24 protein-coding genes and 1 pseudogene are annotated in these 26,417 nt (G+C 40.3%); 5 read left to right on the top strand and 20 right to left on the bottom strand.

The window, feature by feature from the left end; translation table 11 throughout:
• Window positions 1-44: 44 nt before the first annotated feature.
• Complete coding sequence (locus tag GT575_RS13160; RefSeq protein WP_022216065.1) at window positions 45-425, bottom strand: PBECR3 domain-containing polyvalent protein; 381 nt, start codon at window positions 423-425, stop codon at window positions 45-47.
• Between the two features lie 130 nt (window positions 426-555).
• On the opposite strand from GT575_RS13160, the gene GT575_RS13155 reads away from it, so the two are divergent.
• Together GT575_RS13155 and GT575_RS13150 are read left to right on the top strand one after the other, a co-directional pair.
• On the top strand, window positions 556-900 hold the full coding sequence (locus GT575_RS13155; protein ID WP_055223584.1) for a helix-turn-helix domain-containing protein: 345 nt from the start codon (window positions 556-558) through the stop codon (window positions 898-900).
• Between the two features lie 42 nt (window positions 901-942).
• Window positions 943-2,469: a CoA-transferase gene (locus tag GT575_RS13150; protein WP_015534080.1), complete on the top strand. Its 1,527-nt coding sequence runs from the start codon at window positions 943-945 to the stop codon at window positions 2,467-2,469.
• Window positions 2,470-2,592: 123 nt separating this feature from the next.
• On the opposite strand, the gene GT575_RS13145 is transcribed toward GT575_RS13150, so the two are convergent.
• The 4 genes from GT575_RS13145 to GT575_RS13130 all read right to left on the bottom strand — a co-directional run bounded on the left by GT575_RS13145 (window position 2,593) and on the right by GT575_RS13130 (window position 7,675).
• Entirely contained in the window at window positions 2,593-3,393 is an 801-nt protein-coding gene (locus GT575_RS13145; RefSeq protein ID WP_243147904.1) for a metallophosphoesterase, read from the bottom strand.
• Window positions 3,394-3,486: 93 nt separating this feature from the next.
• Window positions 3,487-4,824 (bottom strand): acetyl-CoA hydrolase/transferase family protein, encoded by a 1,338-nt coding sequence (locus GT575_RS13140; protein ID WP_015534081.1) that lies wholly within the window; start codon window positions 4,822-4,824, stop codon window positions 3,487-3,489.
• Between the two features lie 316 nt (window positions 4,825-5,140).
• On the bottom strand, window positions 5,141-5,620 hold the full coding sequence (locus tag GT575_RS13135; protein ID WP_118017860.1) for an Hsp20/alpha crystallin family protein: 480 nt from the start codon (window positions 5,618-5,620) through the stop codon (window positions 5,141-5,143).
• Between the two features lie 255 nt (window positions 5,621-5,875).
• Window positions 5,876-7,675, bottom strand: a complete 1,800-nt coding sequence (locus GT575_RS13130; protein ID WP_161172194.1) for a diguanylate cyclase domain-containing protein — start codon at window positions 7,673-7,675, stop codon at window positions 5,876-5,878.
• 155 nt (window positions 7,676-7,830) lie between these two features.
• Between GT575_RS13130 and GT575_RS13125 the strand changes: the two genes are divergently transcribed.
• Window positions 7,831-8,766: an AEC family transporter gene (locus GT575_RS13125; RefSeq protein ID WP_161172193.1), complete on the top strand. Its 936-nt coding sequence runs from the start codon at window positions 7,831-7,833 to the stop codon at window positions 8,764-8,766.
• 140 nt (window positions 8,767-8,906) lie between these two features.
• Here GT575_RS13125 and GT575_RS13120 read toward each other — a convergent pair whose 3' ends face one another.
• Entirely contained in the window at window positions 8,907-9,386 is a 480-nt protein-coding gene (locus GT575_RS13120; RefSeq protein WP_022216070.1) for an Hsp20/alpha crystallin family protein, read from the bottom strand.
• Window positions 9,387-9,595: 209 nt separating this feature from the next.
• Window positions 9,596-10,225, bottom strand: a complete 630-nt coding sequence (locus GT575_RS13115; RefSeq protein WP_330577015.1) for a nitroreductase family protein — start codon at window positions 10,223-10,225, stop codon at window positions 9,596-9,598.
• A 363-nt stretch (window positions 10,226-10,588) separates the two neighbouring features.
• Here GT575_RS13115 and GT575_RS13110 point away from each other — a divergent pair, with 363 nt between their 5' ends.
• A complete protein-coding gene (locus GT575_RS13110) occupies window positions 10,589-10,825 on the top strand; it encodes a DUF6061 family protein (RefSeq protein WP_161172192.1) in 237 nt (78 codons plus the stop codon).
• Between the two features lie 183 nt (window positions 10,826-11,008).
• On the opposite strand, the gene GT575_RS15630 is transcribed toward GT575_RS13110, so the two are convergent.
• Both GT575_RS15630 and GT575_RS13100 read right to left on the bottom strand, forming a co-directional pair.
• A complete protein-coding gene (locus tag GT575_RS15630; RefSeq protein ID WP_155219561.1) occupies window positions 11,009-11,239 on the bottom strand; it encodes an InlB B-repeat-containing protein in 231 nt (76 codons plus the stop codon).
• Window positions 11,220-14,639, bottom strand: a complete 3,420-nt coding sequence (locus GT575_RS13100) for a M64 family metallopeptidase (protein WP_161172191.1) — start codon at window positions 14,637-14,639, stop codon at window positions 11,220-11,222. Before GT575_RS13100 ends, GT575_RS15630 begins: the two co-directional genes overlap by 20 nt.
• A 260-nt stretch (window positions 14,640-14,899) precedes the next feature.
• On the opposite strand from GT575_RS13100, the pseudogene GT575_RS13095 reads away from it, so the two are divergent.
• Window positions 14,900-16,033: pseudogene (locus GT575_RS13095) on the top strand (IS1380-like element ISClsp2 family transposase); the annotation flags it as partial.
• Window positions 16,034-16,140: 107 nt separating this feature from the next.
• Here GT575_RS13095 and GT575_RS13090 read toward each other — a convergent pair.
• The 11 genes from GT575_RS13090 to GT575_RS13040 all read right to left on the bottom strand — a co-directional run bounded on the left by GT575_RS13090 (window position 16,141) and on the right by GT575_RS13040 (window position 26,055).
• Window positions 16,141-18,078 (bottom strand): ATP-binding response regulator, encoded by a 1,938-nt coding sequence (locus tag GT575_RS13090; RefSeq protein WP_243147903.1) that lies wholly within the window; start codon window positions 18,076-18,078, stop codon window positions 16,141-16,143.
• Between the two features lie 81 nt (window positions 18,079-18,159).
• On the bottom strand, window positions 18,160-18,762 hold the full coding sequence (locus tag GT575_RS13085; RefSeq protein WP_156329477.1) for a hypothetical protein: 603 nt from the start codon (window positions 18,760-18,762) through the stop codon (window positions 18,160-18,162).
• Between the two features lies 1 nt (window position 18,763).
• On the bottom strand, window positions 18,764-19,306 hold the full coding sequence (locus GT575_RS13080) for a cysteine hydrolase family protein (protein ID WP_117874912.1): 543 nt from the start codon (window positions 19,304-19,306) through the stop codon (window positions 18,764-18,766).
• Window positions 19,307-19,410: 104 nt separating this feature from the next.
• On the bottom strand, window positions 19,411-20,922 hold the full coding sequence (locus GT575_RS13075; protein ID WP_161172190.1) for an SMI1/KNR4 family protein: 1,512 nt from the start codon (window positions 20,920-20,922) through the stop codon (window positions 19,411-19,413).
• A gap of 51 nt (window positions 20,923-20,973) precedes the next feature.
• Window positions 20,974-21,378, bottom strand: coding sequence for an LptM family lipoprotein (locus tag GT575_RS13070; protein ID WP_118282279.1), 405 nt, complete (start codon window positions 21,376-21,378; stop codon window positions 20,974-20,976).
• A 171-nt stretch (window positions 21,379-21,549) separates the two neighbouring features.
• The gene (locus GT575_RS13065) at window positions 21,550-22,347 is read right to left on the bottom strand and encodes a PfkB family carbohydrate kinase (RefSeq protein ID WP_022215831.1); all 798 of its coding nucleotides are present in this window, start codon (window positions 22,345-22,347) and stop codon (window positions 21,550-21,552) included.
• Window positions 22,348-22,422: 75 nt separating this feature from the next.
• Window positions 22,423-22,755: a winged helix-turn-helix transcriptional regulator gene (locus tag GT575_RS13060; protein ID WP_015534088.1), complete on the bottom strand. Its 333-nt coding sequence runs from the start codon at window positions 22,753-22,755 to the stop codon at window positions 22,423-22,425.
• A gap of 246 nt (window positions 22,756-23,001) precedes the next feature.
• A complete protein-coding gene (locus GT575_RS13055; protein ID WP_117874918.1) occupies window positions 23,002-23,910 on the bottom strand; it encodes a radical SAM mobile pair protein B in 909 nt (302 codons plus the stop codon).
• Complete coding sequence (locus GT575_RS13050) at window positions 23,898-24,587, bottom strand: radical SAM mobile pair protein A (RefSeq protein WP_118650058.1); 690 nt, start codon at window positions 24,585-24,587, stop codon at window positions 23,898-23,900. Before GT575_RS13050 ends, GT575_RS13055 begins: the two co-directional genes overlap by 13 nt.
• Window positions 24,584-25,021, bottom strand: coding sequence for a radical SAM mobile pair system MarR family transcriptional regulator (locus tag GT575_RS13045; protein WP_004853467.1), 438 nt, complete (start codon window positions 25,019-25,021; stop codon window positions 24,584-24,586). The genes GT575_RS13050 and GT575_RS13045 overlap by 4 nt, the downstream gene beginning before the upstream one ends.
• 146 nt (window positions 25,022-25,167) lie before the next feature.
• Entirely contained in the window at window positions 25,168-26,055 is an 888-nt protein-coding gene (locus GT575_RS13040) for a CPBP family intramembrane glutamic endopeptidase (protein WP_161172189.1), read from the bottom strand.
• Between the last annotated feature and the right edge of the window lie 362 nt (window positions 26,056-26,417).

The following is a 26,417-nucleotide window of genomic DNA, read 5'->3' as shown; positions in this document are numbered from 1 at the left end:
CAATGATGATACCATTGCTTACCGATAAAGTCAAGATATCTTATCTAACCAAATATATTACTACATATCGGCACCAATCTGCCTGACTTTACATATGAATCTATTTTTCCTTTTTTTACATCAAATACTGTAGCAATATAATATTTTGATTCCTTTTCATCTAATTTGATTGAAACAAAAATATTGTCATTATAACATTTAACCAACTCTATATTTCCATTATAACATCCTGCATAGTCTGGATGACTAATTATATCATCTAAACGATCAATGTATTTTGCAGCAACAAAATGCTTTCTTTTAATAAGATGTGTCAACAATCCCTTAGATCTATAAATTGTAAAAGCACTATAATCAAAACCTAATACTGAATTGAGTTTAGTGTTATAATGTGCTACTTTTATTAACTTGTCCTCATTTCGCATATTATATATCTCCCTCTATTCTATATTAAATGTTGAATAAGGCTATTATTTGTTGTATAGTAACCATTGGATATATCTATTTTATATTATCCAATGGTTACTGTCAATATTTAGTCTAGGAGGAATAATAATGTCTGCTAAATTAATTCCAGAACGATTAAAAATTGTGAGAGAAAATATGGGAATTACTATGGCTGAAGCATCCAGGAGACTCAATCTTTCCAAAATAGGATATTGCAGATATGAGTACGGAGAGAGAGTCCCATCTCAGCAAACGCTGGAAATTATTGCTCAATGTTTTAACACATCTGTTGAATATTTGACCGGTCTTTCGGATTCTCCGGCCGCGACACAAATCGTAATTGACAAAAACAAGAATCCTGAGCTCTTTGCCCTTGTTGATTTATGTCAGAACAAGGATACAGAACTCTTACAAAGAATGTTATCATATTGTAACCTGCTAATAAATTCATAGCAGATTTTGATTGATTTTTATATAAACGAAAGGATAGAACAAATGTACCAGATAATGACCGCCGACGAGGCAATGGATCTTATAAATGACGGAGATGTGATCGCACTCAACTCATTTCTCGGCATAGATATTCCAATCGAGCTTCACGAGGCATTATATAAAAGATACCAGAGGACAGGTTCACCGAAGCACCTCACAGCTATATCAAGCGCGGGCTTTGGTGCGTGGGATGAGAACAAGGCGGCAGAGGGATACATAAGAGACGGCGCCGTTGACAAGATCATCTGTGGACATTTCGGTGCCATGTACAGCACCAAGAAGCTTGTCCTTGAGGACAGATTTGAGGCATACAATCTCCCACTCGGCTGTATATCACACGCAATACGTGCGCAGGCCGGCGGACTTCCGGGAGCACTCTCCAAGGTCGGGCTGGATATATTTGTCGATCCGAGACTTGAGGGACCGGGAATCAACAACATATCAAAGGACGACTCACTTGTAAAATACGTTGAGCTGGACGGTGAGGAATTCCTCTACTACAAGCTGCCGCTTATCAACGTGGCTATCATCAAGGGAACTGCTGCCGACCGCAAGGGCAACATCTCATTTGAGGATCTGTTTACCGCAGGAGATGCGCTGTCTATCTGTCAGGCCGTAAAGGCAAATGGCGGAAAGGTCATCGTGCAGGTTGACAGACTTGTGGCAAGGCCATCAAGACCTCACAATACCATCATTCCGGGATGTCTGGTTGACGCTATCGTTGAGATACCGCCGGAGCCAAGACACGCATCATACGAATCCCTGACAGGAAGTTTTGAGATTCCATATTCACAGTGGCAGGACTGGGCTGAGATGCTTTCCGGTCGTACCAAGACAAAGAATGTCGTCAATACAAGCGCAGAGATCATTGGAAGAAGGGCTGCTCTGGAATTGAAACCGGACGATATAGTCAACATAGGTGTTGGAATTCCGGAGACTGTATCCAAGTATGCCAGAGAGAACGGTATTCTGGACAAGATAACCCTGACCGTAGAATCCGGAGGTGTAGGCGGATTTCCTGCATCGGGCAAGGTGTTCGGCGCTGTCATTGGCGCGGACTCCATCTATGACATGGCAAACCAGTTTGATCTCTACAACAATGGCGGTCTTGATATCTGTTTCATGGGCGGAATCGAGGTTGACAGGTTCGGGAATGTAAATGCCCACAAGGGCCCTGGCGCATTTGCCGGTGTAGGTGGATTTGCAAATATCACCGCCAAGACCGCAACCGTTGTATTCTGTCTCACATTTGACACGAAGGGGCTTGCCGTGGAGGACAATGACGGCATCGTGACCATCAAAAACGAGGGAAGCATTCCTAAGTTCGTAAACGATGTCAGAAGCATCAGTTTCTCAGGAAAACGTGCGCTGGCAAACAGGCAGAGGGTTATATACGTCACAGAACGATGCGTATTTGAGCTCACTGAAAAGGGACTTAAGCTCATTGAGGTGTACCCGGGAATTGATCTTGAACATGACATTCTGAACAAGCTTCCTTTCAAGGTTGAGGTGGATGAAAGGCTGCGATAGCTAGAAGGCTGAGAAAAATAAATCCTAATATATTAAAAGGTCGTGAGAAGATCCCTACTCAAAATCTTCCCACGATCTTTTATGTACATCATTTTCTTATCTGCATCAGCTTTCTCACAATAACTAATGTTTCCCCACCAGCTCCACGCACACAATCTCTGGATAGTTAAACAGCCTCACCGGAATCACACTGTTGCCAAGGCCTCGGCTGACTATCATCTCGGTGCCATCCATATAATATTCACCTGATGTATATTCTGGAAGAAATTCCTGATCCGGCGCCACTATCCCGCCGACAAATGGAAGTCTGAACTGTCCGCCGTGGGCATGTCCGGAAAGCACAAGATCAACACCGGTGCCGGCATACCTGGCGAAGTATTGTGGCTCATGTGCAAGAACGACCGTGAGCTCTTTTTCATCACTAAGCAACGCCTCCAGTGTCCCATCCGCAAGACTTTTATCGTCCAGCCCAACCAGCCTGAACTTTGCATCACCCCTGGATATCTCCACAACCTGATCATCCAGAATAACCACCCCGGCACCTATAAGCCCATCCATAAGCTCGTCATATTCAGATTTCTCAAGCCAATATTCATGATTGCCTGTGACATAGTATACCGGACATATTTTCACGATCTCATCCACAAATTGGACTGCGCGGTCTACATTTGTGTGATTTGAGTCCACAAGATCTCCGGTCAGGACGATCATATCAGGTTCACATTCTCTTATCCTGCCCACCAGTTTCTGGTTATTCTTGCCAAACTTTGCATTGTGCAGATCCGATATCTGGACTATGCGATATCCCTCAAGATCTGCGCCAAGCTGCTCTGCCGCATATGTATAATGTGTGGTTTCAAGGTGTTTGTTCTGAAAATTGCAGAACAATATTATGACAATAACTATGCTCAGAGTAATTGCCAATTTTATATATTTCTGCTTTTTCGTATTTCTACTTTTTTGTTTTTTAGATTTTCCTTTCATTCGCAGCCCCACTTTTATAATGCCATGATCTTCTCATCTCTTATTCGACCTCCGCCAGATCTTCCTCTCCTGGGCCTCCTTTATCAGCATGTCCCGGAAATCAGGATGGGCTATGGATATCAGAGCCTCCGCTCTCTCCCATGTGGATCGTCCTTCAAGGTTTATCACACCGTACTCTGTCGCCAGAAAGTACACCTGACTTCTCGGCGAGGTGATGATATCTCCATTGAACTGCGGTTTTACCCTGGAATGCTTCACCCCATTCCTGTCGGTGTGTGTGGAACTCATGCAGATAAACGCCTTGCCGCCACGGGAGCCCGATGCTCCGATCAGGAAATCGAGCTGTCCGCCGGTTCCGCTGATCTGGCGTGAACCACTGCTCTCCGCCGCAACCTGTCCGTACAGATCCACAGCCACGCAGCTGTTTATGGATACCATATTGTCTATCTGCGATATGACATATGGCCTGTTCACATACTCAAGTGGATATGCGGCGATTCCCGGATTGTCGTCCAGCCACTCATACAGCTCATTTGAACCGATGGCACAGCCAAATACGCCTTTTCCACGATCTATGTTCTTGTATTTATTTGTCAGCTTGCCCGCTTTGTACAGGGCTAGATATGCATCCGAGCAGAGCTCCGTGTGCATGGCAAGATCCTTGAGATCCGACTGAGCCAGCATCTCACCCACCGCATTTGGCATTCCTCCGATACCGAGCTGTAGTGTTGAACCATCCACAATATACGGAATAAGCAGCTCCGCTATCTTCCGGTCAACCTCCCGCGGTGCCTGTGTTTTCACATCTGCAAATGGCTCGTGCTCCCCCTCTACGATCATATCCACATCCGATATGTGAATACACTCGTCATATCCACCGCGTATCTTAGGCATGTGCTCATTCACCTCAACTATCACGATGTCCGCCTTCCTGGCAATAGGGGCAGCCACACCGGTATTCACCGAGAAGTTAAAATAACCATGCTTGTCCATAGGTCCCACCGACACCATGACCACATTTACATGGAGGAAATACTCATAGTAAGCCGCATTATTGTGGAACACCATCGGTATATAATAGCATTTGCCCTCATCGCACAGCTTTCTCTCATACTGCGAACAGTGCCAGCTGTGATACACAAAATGCTCCTGATTGTCATCGCACTCTGCAACCTCTATAGGCCCAGCCATCAGATTACCCCTGATCTTCACATCGTGCAGCTCATCTCTCCGCTTTGCCAATGCCCTGTCAAGTAGTACAGGTTTTCCAAGGGACGATGTGTAATCGACCCAGTCTCCATCCTTGACACACTCCACCGCAGCCTCCGGTGTACGCAGCTTTTCTCTATACATTTGCTGAAAATCGAACATATAAATCCCCCTTTATTAAATAACGTTTCACCGCTTGTCCTCCCTCAACAGCCTCAATCACTATTATCAAATAAATCAAATGCCATTTCAACATTTTTAGAGATATTCTGTGTAAATATCAATGAAAAAGTTTACCAACATTTACAATATTCCAGCCAAAATAGTCATAATATTTTTCCACTTTCACTGGAACAATGCTCATTTACATCTAATTGCAAAACGCAAAAAAGCCCCCCGCATACCTGCACCTTGCAGATACACGGAGGGCTCTACGAATATTAGTCATCTGTTATTAAGTAATCTCGCATTTCTTACATTATTCGATTGCGATGTAATTACTCTTCTCTACTTTCTTCTGCTCTTCCTTCTTAGGAATCGACAGTTTCAGTACGCCATGTTCATACTTTGCATGAATGTCTTCCTGGGTAACTCCCTCACCGACATAGAAGCTTCTGCTCATGCTGCCGGCATAACGCTCACGCCTGATATACTTGCCGCTCTTCTTGTCCTTTTCGTCCTTATCCAGACCCTTTGCAGCCTCAATTGTCAGGTAACCATCAGCAAGCTGAACCTTTACTTCATCTTTATTGAATCCTGGGAGATCCATATCTACTTCATATGAATCGTCTGTCTCACGGACATCGGTCTTCATCATGTTCTTTGCATGCTTACCATACAGCGCACGCTCGGTAGGTGCTAACGCTTTACTGAACTCCTTGTCAAAATCCTTTCCAAATGGGAAATAGTCATTCATCCAATCATCAAATAAATCTTCTCCAAAAATACTAGGTAACATAAGTCATTTCTCCTTTCAATCTCAAACAAGTGTCGGAAATTGTGGCTTCTTATGAAACCCCAAGGCACTTAGACTTTTTGTTTACTGTTGCTTTCAAAATAATTGTCAAGATAAGCTTTCGGGATTCTTTCTCTTCTTTCTAATCCCTTTCCTTATCTTTGACTATGTTATACACCTGATTGTTAGCACTGTCAAGAGGTGAGTGCTAATTCTTTTGTGAAGAATTTGTGTCCTATTCCTGTAATAGCCAATCCGCTATTCTGGCACAGTTTCCAGACCTGTTTTGTTATCATAATAAGATTCAACCAGAGCGCAGTCCATGATCAAAACGTAGAATACATTTCCATAATAACGGTTTTCCACAATTCTTCCGTGATCAAGAACAGGAAGATATGTTCCATCTTTTTTTGCAAAATGGAACCTTACATAGTCATTATTTCCACTGGTCTTTGCATCAATCTGTTTCCAGATGCTGGTCTCAACAGAATCCCGTTCGTCTGGATGGACCAGGTTTCTGAATCTATGATCTGTGTAATCAAGAAAATCATCAAAACCCCTGCAGCCAGCAAATTCTATCAGTTCACGATTTGCAAATAAAATATTATCATTTTCAGGATCAGCTATATATATAAGGAAAGCTCCCGGAAGATTCTTTGATACATCCTGAAGTGCAAACCCAAGCTGGCTTCTGTGCTGCATCTTATAAGCTCCTCGATAAGGACTGCAATTATGCTTTCCATGAAGTTTTACCGCATAAAGTGCCATATCCGCGCATCTGATAAGCTCCGAAACATCTTCACAATCTTTTGGATATTCTGCATACCCAAGAGAAATGTAAAATGGATGCTCCCCACCATTATATGTTATATGCCGTGACTGAAGAGTAAATTGTTCTATTTTCTTTCTTGCCTCTTCCTCTGTTGTGTCAACCAGAATGGCGGAGAACTCATCACCGCCATTTCTGCAAATAATAGAATTATCATTGAAATAGCTCTGTATGTCCTGTGCAAGACTTTTCAGTGCGGCATCTCCAACTACATGACCATACATATCATTTATAAATTTAAAATCATCAATATCCATCTGTATACCCACGCAATGAATATGAAGATCGCCCTGCATAACCTTTTTGAGCTGTTCGTCAAACCCCTTACGATTCAAGAGTCCGGTCAGCGGATCTGTTATCGCCATTTTTTTTAATGTATCTCGATGTCTCTTAATCACAAGGATGACCACCGTTAATCCAGTTAAGAGCAAAATAACACATATTCCCAAAAACAGCTGCGGAAATACATTCCACCCATGACTCCAGCCATCAGCAGGCATTATCTCAAAATCAAATAGACTGTCGCAAAATTCAAACTCAAATGTAATCGGATTCTTCATAATATTGCCGGATGATGATACTATCTCTGTATCATCAGACAAAGGGGAAACTGTCTTTGTCAGGGAGTAATCATAACCGAATTTTGTGAGTGCCTGAATTGATTCTGTAAATATCTCCGGAACACGTATAATTACTATGGTAAATCCCCAAAATACTGGAGAGCCATCTGCCCCCTCCAGATATACAGGATTTCTAATCGCAATGCCCTGCCCCCCCTGTTTTAAATCAAAAGGACCCTGCATCGTGACTATATTTTTATCTCTTCCATAGCGGCATATCTCTCCACGACTTTCATCATGCATCAAATCTATCTTTCCAGCTTCATTCCCTGCCTCCGGATATATATCTGTGACAACACCGTCAGGCGCAATCTGTATGCTCTGAATAAAATCTGCCATCAGATCCCGAGCAACTTTTTGAAAATTGTCAATTTTCCCATTTTCGCTGATTGCTATCTCTTCAAGTGTATCTGTAATTGCAACTCCACGGTTCATGTCATTCTGTAGTCGTTCTGCATATGTTGTGGCATTAAGCGCTGTGACATTCCGTACCTGTTTATAATTTGATCTATATGAATGATATAAAACTACTGTCAAAACCAGACAGCCAACCAGAAAAATGAGAACCGGCAACATAAGCTTTTTGTTATGGTTTTTACGCGAATTCATAGTATGTCATCTCTCCTTATTTTGGATGCTATTTACAAGTTCTCTACAAATTGCACATATTTTATCGCATTCATTCATTTTTGACAAGTCAGCATTCAGGGATGTTTTTTTAGAGGAATAGTATTATAATACAGAAACGAAAAGAGGTAATCGCTATGCAGATAAGTATAATTTTGCTCGGAAAGCTTATTAACTTTTTTATTATGATCCTGCTTGGTTTTATTCTTGTCAACAAAAATATATTAAAATCATCTGACAGCCGGATATTATCTATCATCGTGGTATACCTGGTGATGCCCTGTGCCATAATTGGTTCATTTGAGATTGATTTTACAAAAGAAAAACTGCAGGGACTGTTATTTTCCGCTGTCATTGCAGTTATTATACATGTTCTGCTGTTGATTTTTATAAATATCGGAAGGAAATTTTTGCACTGGACCCCGGTTGAATGTGCAACTGTCATGTATTCCAACTCGGGAAATATGATTATCCCACTTGTAAGTGCTATTCTGGGTTCCGACTATGTACTGTATTCATGCGCATTTATGTCTGTACAACTGATATTTCTCTGGACACACTGCAGCACAATGCTCTCCGAAAAGCCACACCTGGAATGGAAAAAGATAATATCCAATATAAATGTATTAGCCATAATAGCAGGTCTCCTGCTATTTTTCTGCAAGATAAAACTGCCAGCCGTCATCCTTGCACCGATAAATGACATCGGGAATATGCTTGCACCTCTAAGCATGATAGTAACTGGTATGCTGATGGCTGATTCGCCGATTCTGGCCAGCCTGAAGAATGCAAAACTATACCTTTTCTCTGCCATCAGACTCGTTATCTGGCCTACTATTTTGCTGCTTATAATGTGTGTAAGTCATGTATACGAATTTATTCCAGACGGAAGAACCTTACTACTCATAGTATACCTTGCCTCCATCACGCCATCAGCTTCAACAATCACCCAGATGGTTCAGGTATATAACAAAGATGCAACATACTCCAGTCTTTTAAATGTATTTACTACTTTGTTCTGTATCATAACCATGCCTTTGGCTGTCATATTATTTTCATGGCTGATACTTTAATGGGGACGTTTCTTTTGTCATGAGGATTGTCCCTGGAACAGACAAGCAAAAGAGCCCCCCGCATACCTGCACCTTGCAGATACACGGAGGGCTCTACGAATATTAGTCATCTGTTATTAAGTAATCTCGCATTTCTTACATTATTCGATTGCGATGTAATTACTCTTCTCTACTTTCTTCTGCTCTTCCTTCTTAGGAATCGACAGTTTCAGTACGCCATGTTCATACTTTGCATGAATGTCTTCCTGAGTAACTCCTTCACCGACATAGAAACTTCTGCTCATGCTGCCGGCATAACGCTCACGCCTGATGTACTTGCCGCTCTTCTTGTCCTTCTCATCCTTATCCAGACCCTTTGCAGCCTCAATTGTCAGGTAACCATCAGCAAGCTGAACCTTTACTTCATCTTTCTTGAATCCTGGGAGATCCATATCTACTTCATATGAATCGTCTGTCTCACGGACATCGGTCTTCATCATGTTCTTTGCATGCTTACCATACAGCGCACGCTCGGTAGGTGCTAACGCTTTACTAAACTCCTTGTCAAAATCCCTTCCAAATGGGAAATAGTCATTCATCCAATCATCAAATAAATCTTCTCCAAAAATACTAGGTAACATAAGTCATTTCTCCTTTCAATCTCAAACAAGTGTCGGAAATTGTGGTTTCTTATGAAACCCCAAGGCACTTAGACTTTTTGTTTACTGTTACTTTCAAAATAATTATCAAGATAAACTTTCGGGATTCTTTCTCTTCTTTCTAATCCCTTTCCTTATTTTTGACTATGTTATACACCTGATCGCTAGCACTGTCAAGAGGCGAGTGCTAATTATTTTGTGAAGATTTTGTGTCCACTCCCAGCCTCAAAGTGGTATTTGGCAATTCCAAGATCTATCTTCGTGCAGATTCCTCTCGGAGCTTTCGCTGTCACCATCTCATCTTTCAGCTCAAACATGAACTTCTGCTGGTTCACCGCTGTCGGTGCCAGACACACCGCCTCCATCCCCTTCGTGAACCAGTCTGTCTCCACATCTGCACTGCTGATTTCTGATATATCTTTGCTCTTGTGTGCAACACCCTGATTCTCACCATACCCAAGGGCAATCACTATCAGCAGTTTCTGTCCTTTGCCTATGACTGCCCTGGTCTTACCATGTGACATTGCAACCCAGCATGTGTTAAGTCCAAGTTCCTGACATCCAAGCACCAGCTTTTCACCGTAGTAGCCGGCCTTTTCCTGGTCGTTCTTCGCGCCAACTATCGCTATATAATTAGAAACATTTGTGAATTTGCCGTAATGCGCCATAAACGAATCAAAACAGTTCGGCTCATCGTAGACCGCCTGCATACTCAGTCCGCTCTCAAAATTTATCTCAGAGATAAGCCTGTCGATCTCCGCACGTTTCTCCTGCTCGATTGGCTTATCTTTATATTGCCGCACACTGTGCCTCTCCTTCATCAACTGTAACATATCCATGCATTTTCCCTCGCTCTCATTCTGATATCTACGCCGAGTATAGTCCATCAAACTTAAATTGAGATTTCATGTATTCCAAGGGATTTAATAATTGTTATATTTTATTATCAAATATCTCTGAATCCCTTGAAAACACTAAGTTTGTCGCAGGTGATCTTTCCCTTAGACTTTCCCTTATGTTATATCTTCCCATATGGATTTATGAACCCTGATAAGGGAAAATACAAGGAAAAGAAAATCCTCTAAAACAGTATAACACAAAATAAAAACGACATGGTGAACTGATTGAAATGCTTCTGATTTTTGTAACAAATGATTGATTGAATGATAAGGAGATTTGATACGATGAGAACAATATTTGCAGAATACAATCCACAACGCAACAGCATTGATGTTTATACTTCTGCTGGCTATATGCTCCGCATTGACTGCTGGGAAGCAGAAAAGAATTTAAAAACAACACCCAGATTAGATTGTGCATTAAATGCACTTGCTATTGATGAACCACTTGCATATGCAAGACTATACCTTGATGGAACTATGCAGATGTGGGTTGATGCCGAAGATTCATTTTATTTATGATGATTATACTGTCACTCCTAGTGTCTCCAGAGAGTGACAGTTTCATTGTCATTTTGAGCTCGTCTTTTTTAAGACAAGCCTCGTATATTTATTTGTAAGCTGCGTTCGCTTCTTCTTGAGTGATTTTCCCAGTTTTAACAGCATCAGAAATTGCTTCGTCTAATTTAGTATAAACAGTAGTTGTCACAACTCCGAAGCCGCTGACGAACAGCAGAGCGATCCACAGCCACTCATACTGTTGTCGCCGGTCTGCGGATTCTGAACATCATCCGAAGGCTTGGTGGTATCGTCAGACTTGGTAGGAGCGGCAGGTTTGGTTGCCTTCTGACCTTCTTCGATAGTCTGAGTCGTTACTGCAGAGCCACCGGCAGAATCAAAGGTTACGGTATAGTTTTTATTTCTTTGTTGTAACAGTCTTAGCTTTTGACCAGCCTGAATAAATCCTTATGGATTTGCCGTTAATCTTAACTGTCTTATAGGTGCGAACTCTTACATAATACTTTTTCTTGCCCGAAAGCTTTGAAATTTTCTTTGATACTGTTGTATTCTTGCCTACTGTTACGGTCTTAGCCTTGCTGAATTTACTTGAGGCACTGTACTGTACCTGATAGCCTGTTGTCTGTGTAGCCTGCTTCTTCCACTTTACTGTAAACTTCTTTGAACCTGCTTTAAGTGAGGAAATACTTGTTGCCTTTGGCTTGATTGTGAAATAAAGCGTCTTTGTTCCGCTGTATTTACCCTTAAAGGTAATCTTTACTGCGTACTTGCCAACATACTTTCTGCCTTTTGCATAAGACACAGTATAGTCAGTATTCTTAACAAGTGTCTTTCCTGTTCTGTCCTTAACAATAACCTTAGGTGTTCTAACCTTTCCGTTATATGTTAATGATGTTGCTTTAAGCTTTATGCTTGATGCCTTTGGAATTACTGTCGTTGAAAGAGTTTTCTTACATACCGAACAGTAATTTACTATCTTGCCGTTTGCTGTTGGGGTTGCCTTTGTTACGGTTTGCTTTGTGGTGTGGGCAATCTTAGCAATATTGCCCCAAGATGCAAGGTCGGTTATTTCCTTTGTACCGAGTACATCTTCATAGAACTTGCCACAACCTTCGCACTTGTAGTATGCTTCCTTACCGCCATCTGTGCAGGTGGCAGCTTTCGCAGCAACCAAAGTCAGATTGTGAGTGTGTTCTTCGTTTTTATTTTTGTAATAATATGTAACAACCGTTCCGTCCGAAACAATAGGCTTATTCAAGCCGTCAACCTTTATAAATTCATAATCATAAAGTGTTTTTGCCGGTGTTAAATCAAGCTTTGTGCCGTATGGCACGGTAAATGTTCCGCCGGCAGTGTTTGGAATTTCAGAGCCGTCCTCAAATTTATACTGAATTGAAACGGTTGTGTAGCGCTGTGTTTCCGTATTGTCGTCTGCAAGCACATTTCCGTTTTCATCGAGCACCTGAAATGCCACGGTATCGCCGCTCTTAAGCTGTGCATCAGACGGAATTTGATAAATAAGCGAGCAACTCTTTAAGCCTGAATTAAAGTCGCTTTTGATGTGATCCAAAGCACCGAGCGGCCAGAAATTTGCCTTATCATTCCAAACAGGAATGTCAAAGGTTTGTACTGTTTGAAGCGGATTCCCCGATGAATCGGTCGCAACGCTTCCGTCGGAGTGCTTAATCCACATTTTGAATTTTAATTGTCGTGCATTTTTATCTGAAATGTTTTGAATAACAGTTCTAAGCTCGATTTTTTTACCGTTCATATTAGTATTAAATCTGCTTTTGCTGTTGCCGCTCAAAAGTCGGTCATTGCGATTATATGTGTAATTATAATATGAACTTGTTTCAAGGTCGGTAAAATCAGACGGCTTTGAATAAGCGCCCGTATATTCCTTAACCTCGGGAGTTGCAACATAAAGGTCTACATCCTTAACAAGCTGAGACATTCGCTTGAAGCCCTGCAAACGGCAAACCTCACAGAATTGATAGTTTGTGTCTCTCATTATGCACTCATAACTTGAAACAAGCATTTTTGAGCCGTAAGCATTGCGGCAGGTATATGTGTTTCTAAAACCTAAAAGCTGTCGCCATTTTATCTTTTCCGGGTCTTCAACCGAGGAAAGATTGAGTGATTTAAGTTCCTTATCGTCAAGCAAATATCCGTTACTGTATTCATCACCGAGACCGAGCAAACCGTGTCCAAACTCGTGTGCAAAAGTTTTTGACGCACGATAACTGTCTGATGGCGAAATGAAATAATGGAAGCCGTATTCACGGTTATTATAAGCACCGCCGAAATCTGATTTTGTGTTTACAACCATAGCGAACTGAGCAATATAATCGTGAACATAATAATAAGGCTCATATTCCGAACCGGACGGAATTGTGTTTGGATCACACTTTTTTTTGATATGAGCATCGTGAATTTTCTCGATAAATTCAGGACCGATACATCTCTCAAAAATATGATTTTTCCACTGACTTCCGTGGAGATTATTAGAAATAACAGGCGAATTATATTTGTCGACTATAACATCAAAGAAGGTGCTTCCACCATTGTCAAAAGTCGATTCGGAAGCTGTGCAAAGAGCGTAAACATTGAATCTGTCGGCATAACTGCGATACGGTTCATATTTCATAGCGTCCTGCCAAAGTCGTTTGACATCATTGATGAATTTGCCCTGCTGACTTTTTGTGTATCCCTCGCCGCAAACGACAACAACCATATTTTCCGTGTCGCTGCGTGTTTTTTGGATGGTATAAACAGGGATGGTAGGATTAGAATATTTTCCGTCATTTGAATACCACGGGCCGAGGGTGAGCTGAATGCTTTGCTCGGTACTGACATTCCAATCGGGATTTGCGTCCTCGGCAGGTTCCGAAATTGTATAATCATCCTCTTGCTTATTTGGAGCAGAGCCGATATAAGGACTGCTTTGTGAGCCGCTGCCGGAAGTTGTAACAAAATATTCGGAATCGAGATAAAATGCAGGTCTTACGCCCAAATCGGAATACCACGGAGCATAACGACCGACCTGACCCGATGAACTGATATAACGCATATCGTGATTGCAATCGGTAACAGGAGTGCGAAGCCAATAAGGCCAAGCCATACCGTCATTATTATACGCAACATAATAACCTTTGAGATTTTTCCACACGGCATTAGCCTGCTTTACATCAAGAAGAAAAACCTTTTCGGTTGTAGTTTCAAAATATGAACTGTCGTAGTTTGCCACCGCTTCCGAAATATCGGTGTAGTATAACAAATCCGAATTTGCGTCTCCATCAACTATGCCCTTGTTGTATTCGGGATGAGAAACGAGTGAACGCTGGGTAACGGTTTTCATTGCCGCAATTTCAGATTTTGAAAAAGCGTTGAGAAAACCCGCTTTTTCGTTGTACGCTCCCACACCGCTTACATATCCGTCTTTCGGAGGGTTGCCGCAAAGCCAATCGACTTTGCCTTCAGCTGCGGTCGAATTTAACCAAGAACGCATATTGCTGTCTTTCCAATAGTTAGAACCGTAATCATCACGCTTATAGCTTCTGCTGTGTGATTTTGAATTGCTGTTGTCATTTGTTTTGGCATCATATGCAAGGGTGTCAACAATTTTGTCTGCAAGCATAAGCGGTCCGTTATTGTCAATGCTTACACATCGCCAAAGAATTGAGGCATTGTTATACGCGCCCATTTTAACATAGTCGCCAACTTTAATATCGGGCTTTGATGCCGCCTGAATGGTCATCGGCCAAACGGAGATTGCCATGCACAATGCCAAGAATATTGCGGTTATTTTTTTCGTCATTAAGGAACCTCCTTTATAAGCTATATATTTGCTTTTATTGTATTGTAAGGTGTTATATGTGTCAATGAAAATCCACCTTATTCCGTGAAACTTACCATAGTGTTACATCCCTTTTTTTCAGCAATAATACCTGCTGGAAACTGATTTTCGCAATACATTTTATTTCACCCACTAGGTTAAACAAAATTTTGTTTTTTTACTGTATCATCATGCATTATCCTGTATAATGAAAGTATCAAAAGATAGGCGGAGGCAGTGCAATGAAGAAAATACACATTGAATTCAGCGATGAGCGGCTCATTACTCCCAGTGGTCTGGTATTCGTAGGGCAAATACTTGGAAAAAGCAGTTTTGTTAAAAAAATCAACCGTGCTCCAATTTCAAAAGATTATCTGCAGAAACAGATAAAAAATGGAGACGTGCTCCTCACCTATATTGGTATGCTCTGTCAGGGAAAACCCCAGTATGAGGCTGTCCGTGAAATGATAGATGACCCTGACTACTACAAATACGCATTAGGCATCTCCTATGCGATTCCTTCCGCCGAAACACTCCGTCAGCGTTTTGACATGATCGGGGATTCCCTGCGCAAAGACATCCAGCAGGCAAATGTCGACATGCTGCGTGAAATGCACATAGAGCCGACAGCCCTGGATAACGGCTTTGTTCCTGTCGATATTGATGTAACCCCCTTTGACAATTCGAAATCCAATAAGGAAGGCGTATCCCGTACCTACAAGGGTTTTGACGGATATGCACCAATTATGGCATATATCGGCACAGAAGGATACCTCGTCAATCTTGAACTGCGGATTGGGAAACAGCACTGCCAGAAAGAAACTCCTGATTTCCTGAGAGAGACCATTGAACTGTGCAGACAGCTGACGGAAAAACCACTGCTCATCCGGCTGGATTCCGGCAACGATGCATCTGAAAACATAGGCATCTTTATGGAAGAAAGCTATAAATACAACAATGTGTCTTTCATCATAAAACGGAATCCCAGACAGGAAAGTAAAGAAGAATGGCTGGAATCCGTCAGGGAATGCTGCCAGAATATCCAGCATCCACGTGATGGGAAAACTGTTTATATCGGACAGACCTTCCGGAATGTGACATATTCCCTTTCTGATAACGAGGAGAAAGCTGTCGGAATACGCACAATTTATGAGATCACGGAAAGAACCATTGACCGATATGGGCAGTATTTTATCGTACCCGATATAGAACTGGGCACATACTGGACAAACACTTCCCTGCCAGACGAAACAGTCATTGATCTTTACCATGCCCACGGAGAAAGTGAGCAGTATCACAGTGAAATCAAGACTGACATGGATGTTGGAAGACTCCCGTCGGGAAAGTTTGAGAGCAACAAACTGGTGCTGGAGCTGATAAGAAATGTGGTGATGCGACCTGTATCATAATCATAGGAAACTTGCGCTTTCGCATCCGACAAGACCAGTGCAAACTTTTCATCAGAATTAACTTCTTTGTTTTCCTAATCGTGTTTAATGTATTTAGTGATAGTATCGATTAATTCCTCCATGTTAATCGGCTTGGAAATATGGTCATTCATGCCTGAATCCAGGGATTCCTGAATATCATCTACAAAAGCATTTGCAGACAAAGCTATAATTGGAATCGTAACTGCATCGGACCGCTCTATACCCAAGGCTCGAATGGCTTTTGTTGCTTGGTATCCATCCATGTTTGGCATCATAATATCCATCAAAATAAGATCGTATGTGTCTCGTGGATGATTTTTAAACAATTCCACAACTTCTTTTCCGTCTGATGCGCGTGTTACGGTCATATCAGCATCTTCCAGTATTATCGTAGCAAGTTCAGCATTTAGATCATTATCCTCAGCCATAAGAACATGAATACCCGTCAAATCTCTATGTGGAGGTTGTTTTTGTTTTGATTGAATAACTTGTTCTGTCAACTCCAGTGGAATCTCCACAGTGAATGTAGTACCTACACCTTTTTTGCTCTCAACAGCAATTGAACCGCCCATCATATCTATATGTTTTTTTGTGATGGCCATGCCAAGACCGGTTCCCTTATATTGGGTTCTGGCATTAGCATCATCTTCTTGTGAAAACGGCTTGAATAATTCTTTCTGGAACTCTTCACTCATGCCAATACCATTATCTTGAACAACATAACGAATTATGATATGTTTCTCATCCGTTCCGGGGTAACTGCTGATATCCAAAGTAATCTTTCCACCGTCCTTTGTGAATTTCACAGCATTGCCAAGAAGATTCACCAAAACTTCTCGAATACGCGTAACATCCGCAAGGACATATGGGTTCTTTGGTCTTTCTCGATGTACTTCAAACTTAAGATCTCGATTATAAAGAAGTCCATTCATAATCGCCTGGACGTTATCTGTCAATTGAGTAATGTCCACTGGCTCAGGTGAAATGATATCTTTTCCGCTTTCAATGCGACTGAAATCCAAAACGTCATTCAACAAAGAGAGAAGATGATTCGAACTTTTTTGAACTTTCTCCAAGCTATCATGAATATCTGAAACCGTGTTCTGGTGAAGCGCAATGTTTGTAAATCCAATAATGGCATTCATCGGCGTTCTGATGTCATGGCTAATATTAAGCAAAAACGCAGATTTTGCTTTGTTGGCAGCATCTGCTTTCTCAGCGGCGTTCATTAATAATTGTTTTTGTTTTTGCTCTTCTGCCTTGCTTTTCTGGTAAACATAATAGGTATATAGACAAATTAAAAGCAATACAGCTCCTGCGACTAAACCGCAGATGATGGAAATATGATTCGTCTCTTCAACCATTCCATAAGCTGATTGCATATCCATTTCAATGCAAAATGCGCCAATGATTTCTCCTGTCCCATCATGATTTGCTCTTACAGGATAGCAAGCCGTAAAAATCGGCCCCCATGTTGTATCAATGATATCCTGAGAGTACACATTCTCCCCAGAAATAGCCCTATCAATATACGGAACCATTTCTTCCTCAATATAATCTCCAGGGTGTCTTACATCATCCGCATCCGAATCCAAACCATCTACCACATAAACGAGTTTTCCTTCTTCATTTTTTGTAGCGGTGTAAATATATCGAGTAGAATTCAGTGTTCTGATTTCATTGAAATATGAAGAAATATCCTTATATATTTGCTTCTTTTCATCAGATTTATCTTTGATTTCATCAAAATCTTCTTTGCCGATTCTTCCATCCACAAGTTTGTGTACTGCATCTGCACTCGCTGTATCGCGCGCAATTTCTGTTTCAAGGGCAGTCTTAGTGTAAGAACTTTGCAGGATAAATGTGTACAGTGCTATTACAAAAATTATCAAAAGCCCCATAAGCACAAGGATACTACCTGTATTCTTCAGTCTAAGGAATTTCTTTTTCTTCAAATTAACTCCTTCTTTTGTTTTCTTCATGCTGCTCATTCACATCCTCTAAATTCTAATTTTCCAATTTAACAAATTCCGATTTTCTTGATTCTACAAACTGGAATTTATAACTCTGTTCTATACTGGTTCAATCTTGATATCGATATAGTCACCTTCATCAACATTATAAACATGTTTCCCTAATATCGAGAGAACAGCTCGTATGTCTTCAATATCTTCGCTGGCAAACTCTACATATGAATTTATTGTATCAGATGTGTTTTCGTCTACATAATCATCGTGCAGATATACATAAAACTTATCTAAAATATCTTCAAGCGGGTACTGGGATATCACTGGCTCCGAAGGAGAATTTTCGCCCAAATCCGGCTCTGCTTCAAAAACTATTGAGGTTACAAAGATTTCCTTTGGAGAATTTGAGGGATCATCCATATTAACCATGACGATATCGTTATCCGTGCCTACATCCTCAATATCTCTATAATACTTTCTTCCCTCATAGTTCAGTATTAAATAATCTTCGAGCATTTCTCCTGCTCCACATTCCCAGCCCTCGACCTGTTTTAGCTTTTCAGCTAAAGCATTATCATCCAACTGCTCTAATCCGAGATAATCATCACTCTCTGACCCAGTTTCATATGTTTTATATATTTTCCCATCTACTATTTCGTAATCTGCCGTTTTATATTTCTCCGCCTCATAAAACCTTATATTTTTCATCTTAATCCCTCACACAACTTCCGATTGAACTTTCCATCAATTTAATTGCTTCATCAACGGATACACATGTAGCAAATCTCTTTGGCCACATCATATCATTGTAATATTTATATGTTTCTTCTCCAGTCATATAGTCGTTATCAAATGTTGAATTTGCCCCTTGTGGAACAATTACTTTATATCCTCTCTCAAAAGCAGATTTCACAGTTGCATCTATACAGAAGTTTGTCTGTAGTCCCACTATCATTAATGTATTATCATCTTTAACATAATCCGTAAAATCTTTATTTCCAAAACAACTATTGATATTTTTTATAAATATCTTTTCCCCTTCCCTGGGAATCACTTGTTCTGCAATTTCAAAGTCTTCATCACCGATTGAAAACCCCGTTCCTGGTCCATCATCATGTTGAAAATAGATAACCTCTATTTGATTATCTCTAGCTGCTTTTATAATTCTTATAGTATCATCAATAAACGCTTCAAAATTAAAAAGTCTACTATCTGTTATTCCTTTTTGTATATCTATCACAAGTAATTTCATTCGTTTCTCCTTTACACATAAAAATTCCGATTTCTCAGTTTCAAAAACTGAAAGTTATCGAGTTCTTTTACAACTTTCCACCTAAAACAGGAAATAATCCAAACTTATTCAAGCATCTCTATAAGAGACTTCAATGCTTCTTGTCCATCATCGCTTCCAAGTATTGAGTAGGAATCTTCATATTCATCATCTGTAGCGACAACTTGGAAAAACGGTTTTATTGTGACTCCTTTTATAATATATTCATATATTTTCTTTAAATCTTTAGTAAAACCATGCTTCTTTATAAATCTATTAAATTCCCTATTATAATCTGAATCACGAGGTTCTTCATATTCCTCTATAAATGCATCCACAGATTTTAATATATCAGCATTACAGAAATCATCTATATATCCTCTCTGTACCGCAACAATATTCATGAACTCATTTATATTGCGGGCTATGATTCCACATTCGCCCTCTGTACCGATATATCCGATCATTTCATCATCTAACACTACCCATAATCCACCTAAGCCGTCACGTGCAAACGGTTTAATATTCTTATAACTGGATTCTCCCGATCCCATAAGATCTTCAAACCACGAATCATCCTCCTCAAGATCCTTAACCCATGCCTCATCATAGATTTCAATATCACAATCGAAAAATGCATCTTTCAAGTCTTCATCATTATATATTTCTTCCAGAAAGTCTTGGACATCCTTCGGTAAATCAGTATTATTGAATTTTTCATGCCCATCTAATATATATGCAAACTCCTTATTATTTACAGATATCTCAATATCACTATACAGTTTCTTAAGATCCGTTCTCGTAGCTTCGACAACTCTTGCATCCGCAATATCATTGATTCGCATTTCTTCCATGTGTTTTCTCAGCAAAACATCTCTGACTATCGCATAATTAATCATGTCATAGCTATAATGTTTAAATATCTTTGTATAAATGTTTTTCCCCTTTTCTACTATTCTTACGACATATCCATTTTCATCCACTTCGACAAAAACCTTACCATCCTCAGGATTTTCAACATTAATGTATTCTGCTTCTATTTTATCTGCATTTGTATAATCGTGATAAAGCTTATTGACCTGTATAGGCACCCTTTCTTTTATACTATCTATTGCATCAAATCTATAGATAGTCTTTGCTTTTTCAAATAAATCTGACAGATCGGGATATTCCTTTGACAAAACATCCATATTTCTCGCAAGTGGCAATGCGCTGTTAGATTTAATACTGATTGCATAATCAACAAGCTCATTGAACAGCTTAATCGTTTCTTCCCTTCTATGCATGCTTTGCGAAATCAATGCAATCGAGTAATAATAGCCCATGATATCCGGTATAAAATCTGTGTTTTTAAAAGGATATTTCATATCCTGTAATGTATCCAGAACTACATCGACAATTGCATCATCCTCAGCGAACACCGCCATTTTCTTAAAATCTGACATAGCGCCCGGTACACGAGCATAAGACGCTAACTTTTTAACAAGCTTCCATACAGGTTCCTTCATTTCTTCAGAAGCATGTTCCATCAATGGCAATGTCATCTTCTTATGGCTATAATTCTTTATTTCATCATCGCTTGGAGTATTTTTCTTCATTTCTTTCCCTCACAAATTCCGATTTCTCAGTTTCAAAAACAGGAATTTGACTTAATATCCATGGTCAACATGCTGCCACTTTCCGCCATCTGTTCTAACTAAAATCCACTTCCAATCACTGTATGTACTATTTGGATTCAAAGACCCGTTTCCACCAGATGAATCAACATCGAATGAAGATAATAAAACAATGACTTCATCTGCATTGTTTCTGTCTGCCCAATCTTTATGATCTTTCGTGCAGTCATCTCCGGCATAGTAAATTTCTGTGAGAGTGCATCCTTTCCAATCACTCTTAAACTCCTTTTTTATTGTGTCAATCGCAGCTTTAATATCCTCTTCTGAATAGCTCTCAGATTCAACATTATGAGTTTTTACTTCACTGACATCTCCACCACAAGCACTCAAACCAAATAAAAGCATAATACATAGCATTGTACATACGATTTTCTTCATACAAGACCTCCTTAAATCCCGATTTCTCAGTTTCAAAAACTGAAATTTATTTACTTTTCTTCACAACCGGATTCTTAGAAAACATATCTTTTATTCATAATCCAATTATAAACACTCCGAAAAGTGACCATATAATAAACCCTGTCATATTGTTTCTCCTTACAAATCGAATTAAAAGCCACCATAATGAGACAATGTCTCTGTTGCAAATTCTGTACCAACTCTCATAGCCTCGTAAATATCACCAATTAACATATGAGAACACACAAAGCCTGCATGGTAGCTATCTCCGCAACCAGTAGTATCAACTATTTCTAAAGCTTCATCAGCCGGGACAAAATACTTTTCACCATTATAATATGTAACACTTCCTTTATCAGCTAAAGATGCATTAAATAGTCCTTTATACTTCTTGGAAAATGCTTCAAATATCGGAAGAATTGATTCCTCTCCACTAATCAGGAAATAATCTATATATGGTGCATATTTTTCCATCTCCTTAAAATTACGATATTCTACAAAATCCACAGCCAATCTGAAGTTATTATTCTTTTTTAAATCTATAATTTGTTCAAAACAGCCTGCCCAGAAATGTATAAATACAACCTCTGATTTTTTTATAAAGTCCAATTCGTCTTGATTCAATATCATTTTATCAACAATATCACCCGTCCATGAATCATCTTTGTAATATCTGTCACCGTCAGCCGTAAGATATGTACGATTATTTGCAGTTACTTTATCCTCTTCAACTCTTACATGGCTTACATCTATTCTCTTATCAGAAACAGAATCCATAATAAATTTTGCGTAGGAATCCTGTCCAACCGCACCCAATATTGAAACATTAAACTCCTCAAATTTTGATGCATGAACTGCAAAATTAAGGGCTTCACCACCTGCACGCAATTCATCTGTTCCATCAAAAACATCTACACAGAGGCACGGAAGTGCCACTAAATTTATCATTCTTGTACCTCCCTAAATTCCGATTTCTCAGTTTCAAAAACTGGAATTGTTCGAGTTTTTCAAATACTAACGTCCTTAATTTTGTTCAATAATTGATTTATAGTAGTTACCAAAGTCAGCAAGTGAATTAACAATTGGAAGCATTTTTGTTCCGAGTTCCGTTAAGCCGTATTCAACTCTCGGTGGCTGCTCATGGTAATCGTGGCGATATGCCAGCCCATCACTCATCATTTGTCTTAAACTATCTGTCAAAACCTTTTGTGAAATACCATCTATACTTCGTAGTAGCTCATTGAATCTCCATGGACGCTCTTTCAAGTTACGCAAAATCAGCAATTTCCATTTTCCTCCGATGAGAGATACTGCTGTTGCAACTGGGCATTCCGGTAATTCTTCTTTTGCTCGCATAATTCTCACCTCCGAGTCTATTGTAACACATTCATTTTTGAGTGCACAGTTACAAAAAGGTGCGTACCATGACATTTTCTCCCAAAAGATATTTCGGTTAATATATACCAAAATATCTTCTAGAATCTTTCCACATTCATATATAATATAAACACAAAAAACGGCAGACCGTCGGTTATATGACCATCTGCCTGTTACCTGCTATAATACTATTTTCCGTGTATCACCAGTCCAGCAAACTGGAATTTAGCGATTTCTTTTTCCGGTATTCTCTGTCCCACGGATTTCCTCATGATAGAAATAATCTACGATCACCGGATGTCCCTGCGGGACTCTGCCATAAGGCATTTCATTATCCACAAAGGCACAATCATACTTCTTAGCCATTTTCTCAGCTTTTACTTCAAGTGCTTCAAAGTAGCTGCGGTTATGCTTGTTATAGATCTCGTCGTAAAGTGGTACAAGATCAGGATATTTTCCGGCGATATAATCCATAATTGTCTTTTTGAAACCGCCTCGAAGATTGAGATTTTCGAGCCAGAACAGATCGCACTGATTCTTTACCCGCTCAAAGATTGCTTCAAAATCCGTGATACCGGGGAATACCGGGGATACGAAACAGACTGTACGGATACCTGCCTCATATACCTGCTTCATAGCAGCGATACGGTGCTCAATGCTCGAAGCAGAATCCATATCGTTCTTGAAATTTTCATCTAGTGTGTTGATCGACCATGAAACGGTTACACGTCCAAGATTCTTCAACAGATCAATATCCCGTACCACAAGATCCGACTTTGTGCAGATCAGAATATCTGCGTCACTGCCGATCAGCTGCTCCAGAAGTTTTCTGGTATTCCCGAATTGCTCCTCCTGTGGATTGTAGCCATCTGTCACAGAACCGATGACCACCCGCTGTCCGGCATATTTCTTCGGATTTTTAATTTCCGGCCAATGCTTCACATCAAGGAAAGTGCCCCATTCCTCCTTGTGCCCGGTAAAGCGCTTCATAAAAGAAGCATAGCAATACTTGCAGGCATGTGTACAGCCTACATAGGGATTGACCGAGTAACCGCCTACCGGCAGACTAGACTTAGTCATGATGTTCTTTGTTTCCACCTCACGAATGAGGATTCCATTTATTACTTCTTCCATGATTTCTGTTCCTCTAACACTTTATTAAATTCTTCCGGCATTTCCTGAATCATATTTTCATCCCCTATGATAGGGACAAGGTCTTCCTTCATAAACACCTGAATGCCGAGCTTATGTGCCTGATCCGCCAGAGACCATGCCCATTCCGGCTCCGTATGAATCTTCCTGCTCTGAGCTCCGGTCATGGTGCCGACAACGATCCAATTGATTCCGGAAAGGTCAACTATGCCGGGATCGCCGAATAACGGCTCAAAGGTAACATGGTAATGTTTTGCTCTAACGTTTTTCCGAAGGGTGTCGATACGCCACAGTTCTGCTTTCCTCGTCACCGTAACGCCAAACCATGCGTTTTCCAGATCGGTATCAAAATCCAGCAAATCAGGTCGCTTGGTAAGGAACAGGAACTGATGCTGTGGATTTTCACGGATCTTTGCAAATACCTCGTCTCTCCATTCCGGCTTCCATCCGGAGAGATCGCTCATCCCTGTAAGAAGAAAGTTCTTCGGACGTTTCTTTTCCATCATCTTGAGCTTACCCGGAAAGAATTCAGGGTCAGAGAAGTCATCAATCATATGCCAGCGTTTCACGTTGTTGCGGGCATAGCAATATGTACACCCCACTGTGCAGCCAATGACGATATTCATGTTCTGAATCTGATCTTTGATACAAATACTCATGACTTCTGCCACTCCTCAAGATTCTTTCTGATGCGGTCGAGGCATTCCTCAAACCGGGTAATTTCTTCCTCTGAAAAACCTTTGTAGTAAATACTGCCCATCTCATCAGATACAGAATCGTACTCGCCCTTCAAGGCATGTGCTTTCTCAGTCAGAAACAGGAGTGTTTTCCTTTTGTCCGTTTCAGACTGAACACGGCTTATCAGCCCTTGATTTTCCATTCTTTCCAGCATCGTAGTAAGAGATGTTATCGCTAATCCGCATTTAGTCGAGAGTGACCTGATTGAGATACCATCCTCCTGCCACAGCACATAAAGAATACGCCCCTGAGCTCCATTAAATGCATCAATATTCTTTTCACTGAGAATCTTCTCGAAAATCCGGTCTCCAAGCTGTTTTATTTTGGTGACAAGAAATCCTCCATTCATTTCCATACAAAAGCTCCTATATAGTAGTTTATTAAAAACATACTATATAGGAGCTTTATTGTCAACAGTTTATATGTCTTAATAGGTAAATCCCATTTTTTTCAATTCTCCAAACTGGAATTTGTGGGTGAGATTGAATATCTCTTTAATACTCAATTCCTTTTCGTCTTTACGCAAATGATGACTGCTACAATAATCATTGGAATCATACTGATAATACCAATATATGCTGGACCTAGAATTGCCATATTGGAATAATCAGGTTTTACCAGATATGCAAAAATAGTAAATGCATTGGTAGCACCATGCATAAGAGATGGCAACCAGATGGTCTCTGTCTTTTCATATACATAATCAAATAATATCCCCATCATAATAGTAGCGACACAGAACACAATCGGACCAAGTACCGGTGCGCCAATATATTCTTTACCATACTCATATCCAGCCAAAATCATAATCGGCCAATGCCAAGCCCCCCAAATAGTACCACCTACAATTCGACCCTTAGTAACACCCAGCTTCTTCTTCAAATATGGATACAGCGCACCTCTCCAACCAACCTCTTCGCCTAATGCGACAAACATATTCAGAAATGGTGCAATTGTCACAGCTTGAACAGACGTAATCAGCAGATACATTGGTATCGTGATACCCTGTGCCTCGAACTGTTCCAACGCTCCCGCTTCCTCTAAAAGACCTCTTAACGTCATAAATTCAGAGTCAAATGTATCCGGGAAAATCACAAAAAACAAGCCCCCTCCAAGGATACTTAATAACGCCGGCATCCAAAGGGCAAAGAATACATAACGAAGTTTCCCTTTTAAATGTGGTACCCATCCCATACCTTTTAGTGGGATTCTGGCTATCAGTACTCCAAGAAATGGCATAAACATGGTAATCATCAAGATAACAGCAAACACCATCTGATTTCCATTATTGCTAAAAATACTTGCTATCATTTCTAAAATCCAGGCCAACCCAAATGCGACTGCCATGTATATCACAAATTGTTTCTTACTCAAATTAATTGTTTCCATTATGCATCCACCTCTTTTCTATATACTTCCAACCTCCAGATTCTCCTCCTGCAGGTAGGGCAAGTTAGCTTTCGTGTCTTTGGCGTATGATTTCCAAAGAATGCTTCTAATTTCTTTGGCTGAAATCTGGTATGGCATTCCGGACAGAGATACTCTACCCGCTTGTACCAATAGCCAAACATAATTGCTACACAAATAGGAATCACTGCCATGGCCACAAAAAATGGCAACCAGATTCCTTTTAATATACCAATCACAAAAGTAACAATTTCGACAATTTCTAACTGTTGAGTGTTATTTTTAAAGCAACTTTCTCACTATTTTATATTTGATTTTGTTGCGTTAACACTGTCACTGGTCGT

It is taken from the genome of Coprococcus sp. BIOML-A2, from assembly GCF_009875795.1.
Taxonomy (GTDB): Bacteria; Bacillota; Clostridia; order Lachnospirales; family Lachnospiraceae; genus Coprococcus; species Coprococcus aceti.
This window is presented reverse-complemented; position numbering and strand designations above follow the sequence as displayed.

What these genes read in the sequence shown, in the direction of transcription:
- GT575_RS13160 (WP_022216065.1), bottom strand. Translation starts at nt 425, where the DNA reads ATGCGAAATGAGGACAAGTTAATAAAAGTAGCACATTATAACACTAAA.
- GT575_RS13155 (WP_055223584.1), top strand. Translation starts at nt 556, where the DNA reads ATGTCTGCTAAATTAATTCCAGAACGATTAAAAATTGTGAGAGAAAAT.
- GT575_RS13150 (WP_015534080.1), top strand. Translation starts at nt 943, where the DNA reads ATGTACCAGATAATGACCGCCGACGAGGCAATGGATCTTATAAATGAC.
- GT575_RS13140 (WP_015534081.1), bottom strand. Translation starts at nt 4,824, where the DNA reads ATGTTCGATTTTCAGCAAATGTATAGAGAAAAGCTGCGTACACCGGAG.
- GT575_RS13135 (WP_118017860.1), bottom strand. Translation starts at nt 5,620, where the DNA reads ATGTTACCTAGTATTTTTGGAGAAGATTTATTTGATGATTGGATGAAT.
- GT575_RS13130 (WP_161172194.1), bottom strand. Translation starts at nt 7,675, where the DNA reads ATGAATTCGCGTAAAAACCATAACAAAAAGCTTATGTTGCCGGTTCTC.
- GT575_RS13125 (WP_161172193.1), top strand. Translation starts at nt 7,831, where the DNA reads ATGCAGATAAGTATAATTTTGCTCGGAAAGCTTATTAACTTTTTTATT.
- GT575_RS13120 (WP_022216070.1), bottom strand. Translation starts at nt 9,386, where the DNA reads ATGTTACCTAGTATTTTTGGAGAAGATTTATTTGATGATTGGATGAAT.
- GT575_RS13115 (WP_330577015.1), bottom strand. Translation starts at nt 10,225, where the DNA reads ATGAAGGAGAGGCACAGTGTGCGGCAATATAAAGATAAGCCAATCGAG.
- GT575_RS13110 (WP_161172192.1), top strand. Translation starts at nt 10,589, where the DNA reads ATGAGAACAATATTTGCAGAATACAATCCACAACGCAACAGCATTGAT.
- GT575_RS13100 (WP_161172191.1), bottom strand. Translation starts at nt 14,639, where the DNA reads ATGACGAAAAAAATAACCGCAATATTCTTGGCATTGTGCATGGCAATC.
- GT575_RS13090 (WP_243147903.1), bottom strand. Translation starts at nt 18,078, where the DNA reads ATGAGCAGCATGAAGAAAACAAAAGAAGGAGTTAATTTGAAGAAAAAG.
- GT575_RS13085 (WP_156329477.1), bottom strand. Translation starts at nt 18,762, where the DNA reads ATGAAAAATATAAGGTTTTATGAGGCGGAGAAATATAAAACGGCAGAT.
- GT575_RS13080 (WP_117874912.1), bottom strand. Translation starts at nt 19,306, where the DNA reads ATGAAATTACTTGTGATAGATATACAAAAAGGAATAACAGATAGTAGA.
- GT575_RS13075 (WP_161172190.1), bottom strand. Translation starts at nt 20,922, where the DNA reads ATGAAGAAAAATACTCCAAGCGATGATGAAATAAAGAATTATAGCCAT.
- GT575_RS13070 (WP_118282279.1), bottom strand. Translation starts at nt 21,378, where the DNA reads ATGAAGAAAATCGTATGTACAATGCTATGTATTATGCTTTTATTTGGT.
- GT575_RS13065 (WP_022215831.1), bottom strand. Translation starts at nt 22,347, where the DNA reads ATGATAAATTTAGTGGCACTTCCGTGCCTCTGTGTAGATGTTTTTGAT.
- GT575_RS13060 (WP_015534088.1), bottom strand. Translation starts at nt 22,755, where the DNA reads ATGCGAGCAAAAGAAGAATTACCGGAATGCCCAGTTGCAACAGCAGTA.
- GT575_RS13055 (WP_117874918.1), bottom strand. Translation starts at nt 23,910, where the DNA reads ATGGAAGAAGTAATAAATGGAATCCTCATTCGTGAGGTGGAAACAAAG.
- GT575_RS13050 (WP_118650058.1), bottom strand. Translation starts at nt 24,587, where the DNA reads ATGAGTATTTGTATCAAAGATCAGATTCAGAACATGAATATCGTCATT.
- GT575_RS13045 (WP_004853467.1), bottom strand. Translation starts at nt 25,021, where the DNA reads ATGGAAATGAATGGAGGATTTCTTGTCACCAAAATAAAACAGCTTGGA.
- GT575_RS13040 (WP_161172189.1), bottom strand. Translation starts at nt 26,055, where the DNA reads ATGGAAACAATTAATTTGAGTAAGAAACAATTTGTGATATACATGGCA.